This window comes from Streptomyces sp. I05A-00742 (genome assembly GCF_013055795.1).
GTDB lineage: Bacteria > Actinomycetota > Actinomycetes > Streptomycetales > Streptomycetaceae > Streptomyces.
This window is the reverse complement of record NZ_JABETO010000051.1, coordinates 19382-34568: the sequence shown is the minus strand read 5'-3', so window position 1 is coordinate 34568 and position 15187 is coordinate 19382. Positions and strand designations below refer to the sequence as shown.

Sequence of the window (15187 nt, the reverse complement as noted above, 5' to 3'; positions counted from 1 at the left end):
CCAAGGACGGCCTGGCCGCGGCCGACGCCGCGCTGGCCGCCGCCCGCGAGGCCGCCACCGCCGCCGACCGCAGCCGGGCGGCGGTCACCGCCCGCCACGACGCGCTGGCCCTCGGGCTGCGCCGCAAGGACGGCACGGGCGCCCTGCTGGCGGCGAAGGAACGTTGCGGCGGACTGCTCGGCCCCGCCGCGGAACTCCTCACCGTCGCCCCCGGACACGAACTCCCCGTGGCCGCCGCCCTGGGCGCCGCCGCCGACGGCGTCGCCGTCACCGGCCTGGGCGCCGCCGCCGAGGCCCTGCGCCTGCTGAAGAAGGAGGACGCGGGACGCGCCGTCCTCCTGCTCGGCGGCGCCCCCGGGCCCGCGGACCCGGACCGCCCCGCCCCACGAGGCGGGCGGTACGCCGCCGACCTGGTCACCGGCCCCGAGCCACTGCTGCCCGCCGTCCGTCGGCTGCTGCGCGACGTGGTGGTCGTGGACACCCTGGAGGATGCCGAGGCCCTGGTCGCCGCCCACCCCGCGCTGACCGCCGTCACCGCCGAGGGCGACCTGCTCGGCGCGCACCTCGCCCAGGGCGGTTCGGGCGGCGCGCCCAGCCTGCTGGAGGTGCAGGCAGCCGTCGACGAGGCCGCCGCGGAACGGGCGGAGCTGGACGAACGCTGCGACCGGCTCGTCCGGGACCAGCAGGCGGCCGAGGAGGAACGCGCCCGCCGCGCCGCGCTCGTCGAGGAGCTGGCGGCCCGGCTGAGCACCGCCGACCGCGAGAAGTCGCGGTCCGCGCAACTGCTCGGCGGCCTCGCCGGGCAGGCCCGGGCGGCCGCCGGCGAGGCCGACCGGGCGGCCGCCGCCGCGGACCGGGCCCAGGAGGCCCTGGTCCGGGCCGGCGAGGAGGCCGAGGAACTGGCCGGACGGCTGGCCGCGGCCGAGGAACTGGGCGACGCCGAGGACACCGACGCCGAGCCCGACACCTCCGTCCGCGACCGGCTCGCGGCCGACGGCGCCAACGCCCGGCAGACCGAGATGGAGGCCCGGCTCCAGCTGCGCACCCACGAGGAGCGCGTCAAGGCGCTGGCGGGCCGGGCGGATTCGCTGGACCGGGCGGCGCGCGCCGAGCGGGAGGCGCGGGCGCGCGCCGAGCAGCGGCGCGCCCGGCTGCGGCACGAGGCCGAGGTGGCCACGGCCGTCGCGGCGGGCGCCCGGCAGCTCCTGGCCCACGTCGAGGTCTCGCTCGTCCGCGCGGACGAGGAGCGGCAGGCGGCGGAGGCGGCGAAGACGGAGCGCGAACGCGAGCTGGTCACCGGCCGCAACCGGGCGCGCGAGCTCAAGGCCGAGCTGGACAAGCTCACGGACTCGGTGCACCGGGGCGAGGTGCTGGGCGCCGAGAAGCGGCTGCGCATCGAGCAGGTGGAGGCGAAGGCGCTGGAGGAGTTCGGCGTCGAACCGGAGGCGCTGGCCGCCGAGTACGGCCCGGACCAGCCGGTGCCGCCCTCGCCCCCGGCGGAGGGCGAGGAGCCGCGGGAGCTCCCGCCAGTGCCGTACGTCCGGGCGGAGCAGGAGAAGCGGCTGCGGGCCGCCGAGCGCGCGTACCAGCAGCTGGGCAAGGTCAACCCGCTGGCGCTGGAGGAGTTCGCGGCGCTGGAGGAGCGGCACAAGTTCCTCTCCGAGCAGCTGGAGGACCTGAAGAAGACCCGCGCCGACCTGCTCCAGGTCGTGAAGGACGTGGACCGCCGGGTCGAGGAGGTCTTCACCGAGGCGTACCACGACACGGCCCGGGAGTTCGAGGGCGTCTTCTCCCGGCTGTTCCCCGGCGGCGAGGGCCGGCTCGTCCTGACGGACCCCGACGACATGCTGGCCACGGGCGTGGACGTGGAGGCCCGGCCGCCGGGCAAGAAGGTCAAGCGGCTGTCGCTGCTCTCGGGCGGCGAGCGGTCGCTGACCGCCGTCGCGCTCCTGGTGGCGATCTTCAAGGCCCGGCCGAGCCCGTTCTATGTGATGGACGAGGTCGAGGCGGCGCTGGACGACACCAACCTCCAGCGGCTGATCGGGATCATGCGGGAGCTCCAGGAGAGTTCGCAGCTGATCGTGATCACGCACCAGAAGCGGACGATGGAGGTCGCCGACGCGCTCTATGGCGTGTCCATGCAGGGCGACGGGGTCTCGAAGGTGATCAGTCAGCGTCTGCGGTGAGGGCGCGTCCCGCCCGGAGTTCCCGGGGATTTACAAGATCGCCTTCAAGTGTTGAAGGCAAACTATCCCAAAGGTGGGGGATAGTTCTTCGTCACAAAGTATTGACTTCGCTAAATGAAGACATAGGGTCTGCTGCGTCGCTTATGCCTTCAACTGGTGGGCACTTGGATCATGTGCCCCACTGGAAAAGGCCACCCCACACCCTTCCCGGCAACGTCGCCGCGGAACCCAGGAGTACACGTTGACCAGCACTGCGATGGCGCAGGGGGCCGAGGGCCGCAAGGCCCAGCCGGACCACCTCGGCCACGTCATCTTCATCACCGCGGCCGCGGCCATGGGTGGCTTCCTCTTCGGCTACGACAGCTCCGTGATCAACGGTGCGGTCGAGGGCATCCGCGGGAAGTACGACATCGGCTCGGCCGCCCTCGCCCAGGTCATCGCCATCGCGCTGATTGGCTGCGCCATCGGCGCCGCGACCGCGGGCCGCCTCGCGGACCGGATCGGCCGCATCCGCGTGATGCAGATCTCGGCGACCCTCTTCACCATCAGCGCCGTCGGTTCCGCGCTGCCCTTCGCCCTCTGGGACCTGGCCTTCTGGCGCGTCCTCGGCGGAATCGCGATCGGCATGGCGTCCGTCATCGGCCCGGCCTACATCGCCGAGGTCTCGCCGCCCGCCTACCGCGGCCGCCTCGGCTCCTTCCAGCAGGCCGCGATCGTCGTCGGCATCGCCATCTCGCAGCTGGTCAACTGGGGCATCCTCAACCTCGCCGACGGCGACCAGCGCGGCAAGCTCCTGGGCATCGAGGCCTGGCAGCTGATGCTCGGCGTCATGGTCGTCCCCGCCGTCCTCTACGGCCTGCTCTCCTTCGTCATCCCCGAGTCCCCCCGCTTCCTGATCTCCGTCGGCAAGGTCGACAAGGCCAAGTCCGTCCTGGCGGACGTCGAGGGCAAGGGCATCGACCTCGACGCGCGCGTCGCCGAGATCGAGCACGCGATGCACAGCGAGCAGAAGTCCACCTTCAAGGACCTCCTCGGCGGCAAGGCCGGCTTCCTCCCCATCGTCTGGGTCGGCATCGGCCTCTCGGTCTTCCAGCAGCTGGTCGGCATCAACGTCGCCTTCTACTACTCGGCGACCCTGTGGCAGTCCGTGGGCATCGACCCGAGCGCCTCGTTCCTCTACTCGTTCACCACGTCGATCATCAACATCGTCGGCACCGTGATCGCGATGATCTTCGTCGACCGGATCGGCCGCAAACCGCTCGCGATCGTCGGCTCGGCCGGTATGGCCGTCTCCCTGGCCCTGGAGGCATGGGCCTTCTCCTCCCAGGCGGGCGACGGCTCCCTGCCGACCGTCCAGGGCACCGTCGCCCTGGTCGCCGCCCACGCCTTCGTGCTCTTCTTCGCCCTCTCCTGGGGCGTCGTGGTCTGGGTCTTCCTCGGCGAGATGTTCCCCAACCGCATCCGCGCCGCCGCGCTGGGCGTGGCCGCGTCCGCCCAGTGGGTCGCGAACTGGGCCATCACGGCCAGCTTCCCGAGCCTCTCGGACTGGAACCTCTCCGGCACCTATGTGATCTACGCGGTCTTCGCCGTGCTCTCCATCCCCTTCGTGCTCAAGTACGTCAAGGAGACCAAGGGCAAGGCGTTGGAGGAGATGGGCTGACACCCCCCCCGCCGCCCATCTCCGGAAAGGCCGCCCCGGCTCCTGCTAGGGCGGCCTTTCCGCGTCCTACGATGAGGCGTGCTCTCCCTAGTCGTGGCCCCCTGGCGGCGCCCTCCCGTGATCGAGCGGAACGCGGACGCGGTGCACTACGCCGCCAGCACCATGAAGGTGGCCGTCCTGGCGGCCCTCCACCGCGGCGGTACGGACCTCGACCGGCACGTCCCCGTCGTCAACCGCTTCACCTCCGCCGTCGGCGGCACCTACGCCAACGACCCCGCCGAGGACAGCGACCCGCTCCCCTGGCAACGGCTCGGCGGCACCGCCCCGCTGCGCTGGCTCGCCACCCGGATGGTCACCCACTCCTCCAACCTCGCCACCAACCTCTGCCTCGCCGAGACCGGCCCCGACGCCGTGGCCGAGGTCTGGCGCCGGGCCGGTGCCACCGGCAGCGGCAGTCCGCGCGGCATCGAGGACTACCCCGCCCGCGCCGCCGGCCTCCACAACCTCGTCACCGCCCGGGACCTCGTCCGGCTGCTGGCATCGCTGGAACCCGAGGTCCTGGCCCAGCTGGAGCACAACGCCCACGCCGTGGACCTCGCCGCGGGCCTGCCGCCCGGCACCCGGCTCGCCAGCAAGAACGGCTGGATCACCGGCATCCGGCACTGCGCCGCCGTGGTGTACCCGCCCGACGCGCTGCCCTACACGATCGCCGCCTGCTACACCGGACCGCTCGCCTCGGGCCACGACGCCGACGACCCCGCCGCCCGGCTGCTGGCCCGGATCTCGGCACGGGTGTGGGACCACCGGCACACCCTTCCTCAGCCACCGGCCACCGGCTCCACCTGACCGGGCCGACCGGGCCGACCGGTCCGACCGGGCCGACCGGTCCGACCGGTCCGACCGGTTCGACCGGTCTGACTGGCCGCGGTCATCAGGGCGTCGATCCCCGGACGGTTGAGCAGGTTGATGCGGACGTATCCCGGCCGGCCGTCGAGCTCGAAGTACTTCCCGTCCATCGCCAGGAACCACCGGTGCGGCACCCGCGGCCTGGCGAACAGGAAGAAGCCCGCCTCCGCCGGCACCTCCGCGTCCAGCGCGCCACTGGCGGTGAGCGCCCGGTGGTTGTCGCGCACATGCTCCACCAGCGCGCGGTTGCCCTCGCCGAGCATCAGATCGGCCGCCCGGTGCGCGAACAGCCGGTCCGAGACCGCCACGTCACCGTGCAGGTTGAGGTGCAGCTCGGCCAACTCCTCCCGCATTCGCTCGGGAACGAGGAGATGCGCACAGCGGTAGCCGTGTACGGACAGGAACTTGGTCGGGCACACCATCCGCAGCGTGCGGTCGGCGGGCAGCAGCGCGCTGTCCTCCCGGCGCTCCCCGTCCCACCGCATGTACTGGAACGTCCCGTCGACGAACACCAGGGAACCGGTCTCCTCCTGCCAGTCCGCGATCCTCCGCAGCACCGCCCCGGGCACCCGCCGCCCCGCGTACCAGACCGGGTCCGTCAGCACGAGCACGGTCCGCTCGGCGGGCAGCCGCAGATCGAACGCCGGCTGATAGGCGTGGGCACGGGCGACCGGGACGGGCTCAATGCCCATGCGCCGGAAGAGGTACGCGAGTTTGTAGTAGACCGGCGGGACGTAGTGCACCCTCCTGCGCCCCGTCAGCAGCAGCCAGGTCGCGAACGTACCGAGCAGACCACTGGACCCGCCCCCGGGCAGCACCCGGCCCGGCGAGCAGTCCGTACCGTCGTACCGCCGGTGCATGGCCGCGATCTTGGCGCGCAGCGCCGCGTCCTCGCCCAGCCCCGAGTAGCGCGTGACGTCCGCCAGCCGGCCCGGCGCGGTGTCGGCGAGCTCCCCGAGGTACGACTCGACGTACGGGTGCCCGCCGTTGTAGTCCGACACGAAGACCCGGGCACCGGGCTGCCGCCGCTCCGCCTCGATCAGCTCATGCCACTCCAGCATCCGGAACAGGGACGGCGTCACGGGCGCTCCCGCGGTCACAGGCGGCCGCGCTCTCACCAGTGGGTCAGGTCCATCGCCCAGGAACAGTGCGGATCGGCGGCATCCGTCGTCCTGCGCTCCTCCTCACCGATCAGGGAAGGCACGGCCGCGATCAGAGCGGTGACAGCACCGGTCAGGCGCACGTCGGCAGCGATGACGGCACCGGGGGCTTCCTCGGTGTCCAGGTAGAGCCGGAGCCGGTCCCGGCCGGTGAACAGGAATCCGCGGAGACGTGTACCCGGTTGCTCCTCGGCGAGCGGGCCCGCGAGGGTCCGCAGGACGCGCAGCGCGGTGTCGTCCGGAGTCTCGGCGGCCGGTTTCACGGACGCCGGGTCCACTTGGAGAAGTTTCATGCCCATCACCGTGCCGACACGGTCGCTCGGGTAGATGTGGGTGCCCGTCAGCAGCGTGCGCAGGATGCCGATGACATCGTAGACGGTCAGCGCGCTGTCGTGGGTGCGCAGCGGCAGCTCGTACGCCAGCAACTCGTCCGCCGCGCAGACCCCTTCGCCTCCCGAGACGACGCGGATCGCCCCGGCCGGCGGCAACACCGGGAGGACGCCCCGGATGTGCTGGTCACCGGTGAGCGGCGCGTGGATGTGGTGGAGCAGGAGGCGGGTGATGACCGCCTGCTGCTCCGCGATCTCTTCATGCGTGGAAGTCAATGGAAGTCACTCGTTGAGCCAGTTGGGGCACCTGTTCATGCCCTTGCAGTAGGCGGTGATGACGCCGATCTTCTGTCCGGATCCAGCATCGTAGCGGTTGTCCGCGGTCCTCTGTGAGTACTGGGCGACGACGATGATCCTGACGTGCCGGCCGCCGTTGATGGCGTCGGCCCAGTACTCCAGCCGGTTGCCGTCCTTCTTGTCGACCTTGCCGGAAATCGCGGCGTCGACAGCCCTGCACTTCTTGATGTTGTGCGGTCCCGAGAAGTGGTTCCAGCCCAACTCGGAGTTGCCGAACCGGGTCGGGATCGTTCTGCCGTCCGGGTCCTTCTGTTTGCACTTGACCCTCGTGTTCCAGGAGGGGCCCGCATGGGCGGGTGCCACTGTGGCGGCGAAGAGCGTGGTTGCCGCGACGGCCGTCACCGATATCGCTGCGAGCTTCTTCATGGCAGTGACGGTGGCAGCTCGTGCGGTTGTTCGGTGAGCGTGTTTTCGGCCGAGGAGGGTGCGCCGGTCCCGGGCTTGCCCCGTGGGGCACCCATGTGTGACGCATCAGCGTCAACGTGAAGGAGGAGGGGGAGCGGCCGAGTCGATTGCGTTCCGGCCGCAGCGGCCGGTCTCCGTACAGCACACCTCCAGCGCGGTCCCTTGGGGCACTTGTGGGCGAACAGTCCCGAGGCTGCCATGGCCGACTGGCGCGTTCAGACATTGATGGACCTTCCCGGGCTCCTCGCCCGGTAGGTCCTGTCGCCCATCAGCGCGACAGCGCCGCCCGGGCGAGTGCCTGAACCGAGAATTAGCGTGCCCGCGCACCACACGCCGGGGTGGAAAACGGGGGAGCATGCCGCTCTCCGTCTCCGTCACCATGGAGGCACGGACAGCCCTCAAACGAAGTGATCGGAGGTTGGTCCCCTAGTGGTGCTTCGTTAAGTCTGCCGATCTCGCCTGTTCAGGGGCATGGTGTCGGGTATGGCGCTTGGGGAGGTGGAACGGCTCCGGGGTGAGTTGGCGGAGTTCGTTACTGACGTGTTCACCTCACTTCCGGGGCGGGGTCAACGCCGGTGGGGCGAGTGTTACCTGCGGGGCCTGATGCTGGACGGCCGACGCGAGTCCGGAGGTTTCTATGCACGCCTTCCAGCTGCTCCGGTCCGCCCTGGTCCACGTCAACACGCTGCTGATGCAGGAGACCTTGGCCGACCCGAAGTGGGCGGACAAGCTCACCGACGCGGACCGGCGCGCGCTCTCCGCTGTTCTGGACCCAGGTGAATCCGTACGGACGGTTCGAGTTGGACATGATCAGCCGTCTCGATTTGGTTCTGTCCCTCCGCGCGACGGTGCCGGGCCCGCGCATCCCGCAGGGGGAAGCGGTCGGAGCCCCGGCATGACGCCCGGGCTACGGTCCGGTTCAGCCTTTGCGAGTGGCGAGCACGGGCCTGATTCTGAGCCAGCGGGGGGTGAGCGTGCGTGGCGGAGGGCCGATAGTCTCGCGGCCCTCCGCGCGTCGCGCGGGCCCGGGGCCGCCGGAACGGCAAACCTGGGCAACGCAGTGAGCGGGCTCCTTGACCCGGCTCGGTTCAGGACGCAGTAGTTGCGCCACGGTTCCTGGTCAGCAAGAGGGCGAGTACGGCGATCAACGCGCAGAGAGTCATGCCGAGGAAGAGCGGCACCACAGTGTGCCCGCCGGCGATGCCCATCAACGGTGCGACGGCCGCGCCGAGAGCGCTCTGGAGCGTGCCGAGCACGGCCGAGCCGGTGCCTGCCGCGTACGGCACGCGCTCGAGGGCGAGTGCAGTGGCGGTGGTGAAAACCTGACCGAGGCCGAGGAAAGCGATGGCGACCAGGCCCAGAGCCCATACGCGACTGAGCTGCCCGGCGATGGTGATGAGCAGGGCCAGGGCGCTGGGCGCCAGAAGCAGGACCAACCCCACGCGCAGGAGGAGCCGGGGTGAGCAGCGGCCCACAAGGCGAGCAGCCGCCGCGCTCGACAAGGTTGCAGTGAGGGCCCCGACAGAGAAGGCGACGGATGCCTCGCCGACGGTGAAGTTCAGAACGTTCTGCAGCAGGAAGGGGGACGCCGAGATGTAGCAGAACAAGGTGGCGCTGGCGAAGCAGAAGGCGAGGGTGTAGCCGAGGTAAAAGCGATCGGTCAGCACCGAGACGGCGGCCTTCAGAGTGCTGCCGATGCCGTCGGTGTGGCGACGATCAGCCGGCAGGCTCTCCGGCACGAGGAACAACGAGGCCAGGAACATGAGTACGGACGCGCCGGTCAGCACCCAGAACACCGCGCGCCAGCCACCGGGGCCTTCCACCACCGCTCCGCCAGCCAGCGGCGCCACGATGGGGGCAATACCACCCAGGGCCATCAACATGCCGAAGATTCGCGCCGCGGCAGTGCCTGATGCGAGATCCGAAACCACAGCCCTGCCAACGACGACACCTGCGGCTCCGCTGAATCCCATGACGAACCGCAGACCGGTCAGGATCCCGAGAGAGGGCGCGACCGCGCACAGTGCGGTTGCCAGCGTGCATACGCCGGTTCCGATGAGGATCGGCTTCCTGCGCCCATACCGGTCCGAGAGTGGGCCGAGCACCAGCTGACCGGCTGCGAGTCCGAAGAAGAAGGCCGTAAGGGTGAGTTGGACGCCCGCAGCATCTGTGGACAGCTCCCGCGTCATGGTCGGGAAGCCCGGCAGGTACATGTCCGTGGACAAAGGGATCGCGAAGGACAGCAGCGCGAGGACCGCAATCTGTCGACTCGGCGGGGACGGGGATGGCGCCTTCACTTCAGGCAGGCCGACGCGTATCGAGGCGTGAGAGGTCATCGCTACTCCCGAACGAGAAGAGGAACAGGGATACTATGAATATATAACTATATCTAAAGCTAGGATGGGTCGATGACCGGTGATGCCGTACCTGACGATGAGGACCTGCTGCACAAGGCCAGGGAACTGACCCCGGCTCTCTACGTCCTCGCGCGCGTCTTGCGACTGCGCGGCGTAGCCGAGGCCGGCCTGCCCCCCTTGCCTCCCTCGGACTTGGATGTCCTGCGCTATGTGCTGGACTGTCCTGGCACGGGAACGAGTGCCCTCGCTCGCGAACTCGGGCTCCATGCGAGCAACGTCAGCACCACGGTGCGAGGCCTGGTCGCCCAGGGGCTGATCCGCCGCGAACCCGATCCGCACGACCGTCGAGCCGTACAGCTGTACCCGACAATCGACGCCACCCATGGGATGGCACGGATCGAAGATGCTTGGGCGGAACTCTTCGCCGACACCCTCGCCGCCCTGCCTCCCGAACACCGCGTCGCCCTTGCCGACGCCACGCCCGCACTGCGCGCGCTCGGCGCCACCCTGCGACATCGCCGGGATGCCCACCCCGGCTGAGCCGGATATCGCGGAGCCGAGTGTCGGCAAACGATCCTTTGGCGACAGGGCGGCGCCGCGCCCAATGGGCCCGCATGATCCGGAGGTTCACGGCAGCTCGAATCCAACCAGATCCGATGGTGACACCGTGCACATCTCCGAGGTGTTCCGCCTCGTGCGCGGCAACCAGCACATCCTCGACGTGCTCGACGTCCTCCACCGCGACCGCCTCGCCCTGCGTATCCACGACGGCGCGTTCTCCGCCTGGACCTCACCGCCCGTTACCCGCGCACTGGAGAGCTGCTGTCCACGGTGAAGTTCATGGTGCAGACCCTCGCCGCCGCCTGCGAACTCCAGCGCGACCTTCCACGCGAGCTGACGTACGACGGGCTGCGGGCCGCCGAAGCCAAGGGAAGCAAGGGGGGCGACGCCCGTCCATCACCGCGGCGAAGACCGGCGCCGTGCGCACCGCGTACCTGGAGGGCCGCTCCATCGAGGCCCTCGCCCGCGAGCACGGCGTCAGCCGCGGCGCCGTCCGTACGGCCGTCGCCGACCGCATGCCACCTAGTCGTAGCTATTCGAGAACAGGGCCGAGACCGTTCCCGGCCGGCCGCCGTGACCAACTCCCCGTCGTATGTGAGTGCATCGGCCCTTACGCTTGCGGTGTCGAGCTGCGTGAAGGAGGGGCAAGGCCATGCCGGACGACGCCACCCCGGACCCGTACGCCCATCCCTTGGTCTTCGGCCAGCGGATGCAGATCCTGCGCACCCGCCGCGGCCTCAGCCGCCCGGTTCTCGCCGGGCTCCTCGGGCGGTCGCCCTCGTGGGTGAAGCAGGTCGAGAACGGTGCCATCAACACGCCTTCCCTGCCGATGATCCTGCGCGTCGCCGAGGTGCTGCGCGTGAGCAACCTGGCCGACCTCACCGGCGACCGGACCATGACTGCCGATCTCTTCACCGGCCCGGGGCACCGGCTCCTTCCCGCGGTGAAGGAAGCGGTCAATGCGTTTCCGGTCAGGTCCGATCGCGAGCCGACGCCCGTCACGCACCTGCGGCACCGGCTCGACCGGGCCTGGTCGGCCCGCCACGCGGCCGCCAGGCACCGAGAGGTCGTGGGGGATCTGTTGCCCGATTTGATCCGCGACGCGCAGTGCGGCGCGCGTGCCGCCGAGACGTCGGCCGAGCGCCGGGCGATGCAGGCGATTCTGTCCGAGGTGTACTCCCTGGCCCAGTTCTTCGTGGCCTATCAACCCGACTCGTCGCTCCTGTGGCGCGTGGCCGAGCGCGGCATGGTGGCCGCTCAGGAGTCGGAGGACCCCCATGCCATCGGCATCGCCGGCTGGCTGACCGTTCAGGCCCATCGTGGCGCCGGGCAGTTCGACGCGGCGGACACGGTCAACGCGGAGACGCTGCGGTTCCTTGGGGCCCTGCTTCCCGACGCGAGCAACGAAGTCCGCGCCGTCGCCGGCGCCCTGCACTTCGAGGCGGGCTATACGGCGGCGCGGCGCGGCGAGTCCGGGGCGGCCTGGAGGCAGTGGGATACGGCACGCACGGTCGCCCGGAGCCTGCCGCCCGGCTACTACCACCCCGTCACCTCATTCTCCACGGCGGTGATGTCGGCCCACGCCGTAACCGTCGCCGTTGAACTGCACGCGGGCCCCGAGTCGGCCAAGCAGGTCGCCCGGGCGGACGGGGACCTGATCCCCTCCCGCCCGCGCAGAGCGCGGCACCGTATCGAGGAAGCCCGTGCCTACCAGCTCGACGGGCAGCCGGACGTCGCCCTGGCGACGCTCGCCAAGGCCCACGAGGCCGCTCCCGAGACGATCGCCTACAACGGCTACGCGAGGCGGATCGTGCTGGAGGAGACCGGGTCCAGGAGCCCTGAGCGTCGGCGGCGTGCGGGTGAACTCGCCGTGAAACTGGGGGGCCTGGCCGCGTAGTCGCGCTCGTTGAACACCTGAGCGAGGGGCAGGAATCCTGCCCCTCCCGCTTGTCCCGCAGCCGTACGGTCGCGATCGGTTAGGTCCCGTCAGCGGCTCCGGGAGTCACATGAACACCATCACAGGACGCTCGGTACCGGGCGCCCCGAGCGTTTACCACGCCTACCAGCACGGTCGCACCCGCGTGCACGTATCGGACCTGTGCCGTCTCGGACAGCATTCCCTGTGCTCCGGCGCGACCACGATCCGCCGCGTCACCGGCTAAGGAGCCACCGTCCGGTGCACTGAATCGCTGCCCTGCGTCTGCACCTGCCATGAGTCGGGGACCGGACCGGCATGTTGAACGGCGTCCGCCCGACGCGTACTGGGTCGTCGCCGTCCGGGCCCGGGGTCTGTCCGAGCACCAGGCGTCGATGGGGACCGGGCAGGGCTGACAGTCGTGCTCGCGGAAGCTGATGGGGACGATCGGGGTGCCGCGGTGCGAGAGCGCGTCACGCCAGTTGCGGGCGGTGGCGCCATTCGGGCAGGTGGGGCCGGGTCTCTGCTCGTGCTGTGTCGGCCCGGCTCCGCGGCCTCGGGGACGCCTGCCGGCTACCTGCGCGACGTCGGGCGCAGCGCCGGCCAAGGGGTCACGGAACGATGACCACTATGAACGCCTCGCTGTCGATGATGCGGTCGGACTTCACCGCCCGCCCGAACTCACCACCCGCCTCCTCGTTGTCCTTGAGGTCGACATGGGCACGGACGCAGGGCGCGTCGGGCGGGGTGCCACGGTCGACGGTGACGCCCGCGATGTCCCAGACGCCGCCGATCTGGCGTGGAGTGATGTCCACACACTGGGTGCCGGGATTCCCGCCCTGCCAGGACCTGGCGAAGGGGTACTCGTCGCAGGAGTCGTTGGGTACCCCGGTGGCGCCGCTTATGAAAGGGTCCGGGGCACGGTCACAGGTCAGGGCGCGCCGCTTCTTGGCTTTCGGATCGAGAGGGTCGACCCACCGGGTCAGCGGGTGGCCGGCGTCGCCGAAGTGGCCCAGGAGTTTCTTCTGTGCCCACTCGTAGGCGACAGCCGCCCCGTGGTAGACCGACTTGGAGAACGTCACCTTGGCCGTGTGCCTCGGGACGATACAGCCGGCCCACTGGTCGACCTCATGGTCACAGCGCACCTCGGGGCCCCACCACTCGGGCTTGATGGTCGCGGACTCCCCCGCCGTGTCGACGATGGACCCGGTGACGCGGTAGGTGGGCTGGGTCGTCGAGTGGAAGCCCTTGCCGACGGTCGAGCGGTAGGTGAGGGAGCCGCTCTTGTGCTGCCCGGCGGCGGTAAAGCGTGCGGGTGCGCCGCCCCAGGCCGGCGGCCCGGCGACACACTGCCCGCTGCAGGTGGAGCTCAGGGCCAGCGTCACCTCGTCGACGTTCGACATCTGGGTGACGGAGATCTCGATGTCTTCCGCCCACTGCGCGTGGGGCAGAGAGGGCATCCAGGCGGCGGCAGCGACGAAGACCGTGGCGTACCCGGACACCTTTTCCTCCACGTCGAGGGTCGCGTAGATGACCCAGTGGCGCACGCAGTACCTCAGGCGGTCGGAGACAATCGCGCCTTCTTTCTCATCGCGGGTGCAGAGCTCTGCCGCCGGGTTGGGGGGTGTGGGGCCGGGTATGGCGGGGGCGGCGGCGGGTTCCGTCTTGATGCAGGTCCAGGCCGTGCCCCGGCGTTGCAGTGCGGAGCCGGGGGCGGTTTCCGTGCACGTGCCGTGCCCCTGAGGGGTCGTCCGACTCGCGGGGGAGGCTGTGGCCGGTGAGGTGCCCAGGCCACACAGGGCTGCGGTGAGGGCGAGCGAGACTATCGCCGCCAGGCCGCGTCTGAGGGGTTTCAAAGGATGGTCCCTTCCTTCGGTGGCCCCTGTGCGGGCACACCGAAGTCATGGAACCCGTCAACTCCCTTGCCCACCAACCGAATACGGGACAGTTCTTGATTTTATTTGGCCAGTTGTGGTATCGCCCTGCGGCCTCCGGCGGCGCTACTTTCACTCACCTCACAGACCACACGGCAGGGGAAAACGATGCGCCGCACAAGAACCCGTCTGAGCAGAGGGCTCGGGGCTCTCATAGCCACCGCGACGGCCGCCGTGGGCCTGGCTGCCGCCCCGGCCGGCGCCGCCCCGGCCGCCGGGCAGGCCGCCGCCGGGCAGGCGGTCCAGCCCGGCCAGACCTGTACCGCAGCCGATCTCGGCAAGCGCCACCCGATCGTCAAGAGCACCGAAGTCGCCCCGGCGATCACCCACTTCAAGGGCTGGTTCGTCACCGAGGGCACGACCGGTACCCAGACCATCAGCACCAGCACCCAGGAAACCATCTCGGTCTCCGTCGGCCTCAACGGCACCGTCCAGGGCAGCTTCGCCGTCGATCTCCTCGGCACCGTCGGCGCGAGCCTGGGCCTGAACGTACAGGTCAACTACACCTCCACCAGCAGCACCTCGAAGTCGATCACCTGGGACTTCCGCAAGCCCGGCTACTACGGCCTCTACGAGGGAACGAAGAAGGTCACCGGCACGTACGGCAGCCTCAACTGCAACCGGGTGGACCTGGGCGGCGGCACCTTCGGCCTGAAATGGGTCGAAGGCCCCGACAGCGGCAGCTACACCACCTACACGACCCTCGAAGAGGGCGCGGTGCGCTGCGAGGACAAGGTGCCGGCGGGCAGCATCATGCGCAAGGCGCAGGACCTTCTTGGCTGCGGCTCCGCCGCCGCCACCGCGAAGCGCGCGGCCGGGCCGGTGCCATCGGCAAAGGCCGTCGAGACCAGGTACGAAGCCGACAACGCCGCCCAGGACATGAAGGTCGCCCAGGCCGCCAGGCCCATCGCGCGGGCCGCCTTGGACTGCCGGCCCGGCGCCGTCTACCGGATCCATGTCCCCGGCAAGCCCCTGAACTGGAGCGCGCCGCTCCTGGCCAACGACGGCATCCGCCTCCGCACATCGAACCTCTCCAGCGCCCACCTGGACAACTGGCGGCTGTGCAACGTGACCGAGAACAACGGGGTCCTCGAAGCGACCCTGTGGAACTGGGGCAACGGCGGATGCGCGACCATCCCGTCGAACATCGCCAACCGGGAGCAGGCCTACCTGACCACGGCCACCTGCGCAGAGGACGACCTCCAACGGTTCTACATCTACCGCGACGTACCCGGCAGCTCGAAGGTCGGCCTGCAGAACAAGTACACCGGCTCCATGGTCGGCCACGACCGGTACGCGGACGGAGAGCTGATCCGCCAGTACTCCAGCGGCAGGCAGGACGGGACGGGCACCTACACCTTGATCGCAGTCTGACAGCTCCCACCTCGTGAGCGTCGAAGATCTGCTGCCAGGCATC

General features: G+C 70.2%; 12 protein-coding genes and 1 pseudogene. 8 read left to right on the top strand and 5 right to left on the bottom strand.

Features of this window, described 5'->3' with window-relative positions; all coding sequences use genetic code 11:
- The 3 genes from HN013_RS29345 to HN013_RS29335 form a co-directional block, all read left to right on the top strand.
- Window positions 1–2186 (top strand): AAA family ATPase (locus HN013_RS29345; RefSeq protein ID WP_171171575.1); only part of this gene is annotated, 2186 nt, incomplete at its 5' end.
- 241 nt (window positions 2187–2427) lie between these two features.
- Entirely contained in the window at window positions 2428–3846 is a 1419-nt protein-coding gene (locus HN013_RS29340; protein WP_171171573.1) for a sugar porter family MFS transporter, read from the top strand.
- Between the two features lie 78 nt (window positions 3847–3924).
- On the top strand, window positions 3925–4692 hold the full coding sequence (locus HN013_RS29335; RefSeq protein WP_171171571.1) for a serine hydrolase: 768 nt from the start codon (window positions 3925–3927) through the stop codon (window positions 4690–4692).
- Here HN013_RS29335 and HN013_RS29330 read toward each other — a convergent pair.
- Genes HN013_RS29330 through HN013_RS33465 form a run of 3 tightly spaced genes read right to left on the bottom strand, consistent with a single transcriptional unit; the run spans window position 4665 to window position 6964 of the window.
- Entirely contained in the window at window positions 4665–5834 is a 1170-nt protein-coding gene (locus HN013_RS29330; protein WP_171171569.1) for an aminotransferase class I/II-fold pyridoxal phosphate-dependent enzyme, read from the bottom strand. The genes HN013_RS29335 and HN013_RS29330 overlap by 28 nt on opposite strands.
- Window positions 5835–5866: 32 nt before the next feature.
- Complete coding sequence (locus HN013_RS32510) at window positions 5867–6517, bottom strand: hypothetical protein (protein WP_212764957.1); 651 nt, start codon at window positions 6515–6517, stop codon at window positions 5867–5869.
- A gap of 6 nt (window positions 6518–6523) precedes the next feature.
- On the bottom strand, window positions 6524–6964 hold the full coding sequence (locus HN013_RS33465) for a hypothetical protein (RefSeq protein WP_249375567.1): 441 nt from the start codon (window positions 6962–6964) through the stop codon (window positions 6524–6526).
- 522 nt (window positions 6965–7486) lie between these two features.
- On the opposite strand from HN013_RS33465, the pseudogene HN013_RS33455 reads away from it, so the two are divergent.
- A pseudogene (locus HN013_RS33455) lies at window positions 7487–7630 on the top strand (IS701 family transposase); the annotation flags it as partial.
- 461 nt (window positions 7631–8091) lie between these two features.
- On the opposite strand, the gene HN013_RS29315 reads toward HN013_RS33455, so the two are convergent.
- Complete coding sequence (locus HN013_RS29315; RefSeq protein ID WP_171171568.1) at window positions 8092–9339, bottom strand: multidrug effflux MFS transporter; 1248 nt, start codon at window positions 9337–9339, stop codon at window positions 8092–8094.
- Between the two features lie 72 nt (window positions 9340–9411).
- Here HN013_RS29315 and HN013_RS29310 point away from each other — a divergent pair, with 72 nt between their 5' ends.
- The 3 genes from HN013_RS29310 (at window position 9412) to HN013_RS29300 (ending at window position 11818) form a co-directional block, all read left to right on the top strand.
- On the top strand, window positions 9412–9900 hold the full coding sequence (locus tag HN013_RS29310; protein WP_171171566.1) for a MarR family winged helix-turn-helix transcriptional regulator: 489 nt from the start codon (window positions 9412–9414) through the stop codon (window positions 9898–9900).
- Window positions 9901–10027: 127 nt separating this feature from the next.
- Complete coding sequence (locus tag HN013_RS33450) at window positions 10028–10195, top strand: hypothetical protein (RefSeq protein WP_249375565.1); 168 nt, start codon at window positions 10028–10030, stop codon at window positions 10193–10195.
- Window positions 10196–10573: 378 nt separating this feature from the next.
- A complete protein-coding gene (locus tag HN013_RS29300; protein WP_171171564.1) occupies window positions 10574–11818 on the top strand; it encodes a helix-turn-helix domain-containing protein in 1245 nt (414 codons plus the stop codon).
- A gap of 629 nt (window positions 11819–12447) precedes the next feature.
- Here the strand turns inward: HN013_RS29300 and HN013_RS29295 are convergent.
- On the bottom strand, window positions 12448–13383 hold the full coding sequence (locus HN013_RS29295) for a hypothetical protein (RefSeq protein ID WP_249375563.1): 936 nt from the start codon (window positions 13381–13383) through the stop codon (window positions 12448–12450).
- Window positions 13384–13878: 495 nt separating this feature from the next.
- Here HN013_RS29295 and HN013_RS29290 point away from each other — a divergent pair, with 495 nt between their 5' ends.
- Window positions 13879–15144 (top strand): hypothetical protein, encoded by a 1266-nt coding sequence (locus tag HN013_RS29290; RefSeq protein ID WP_212764956.1) that lies wholly within the window; start codon window positions 13879–13881, stop codon window positions 15142–15144.
- The last annotated feature ends 43 nt before the right edge of the window (window positions 15145–15187 follow it).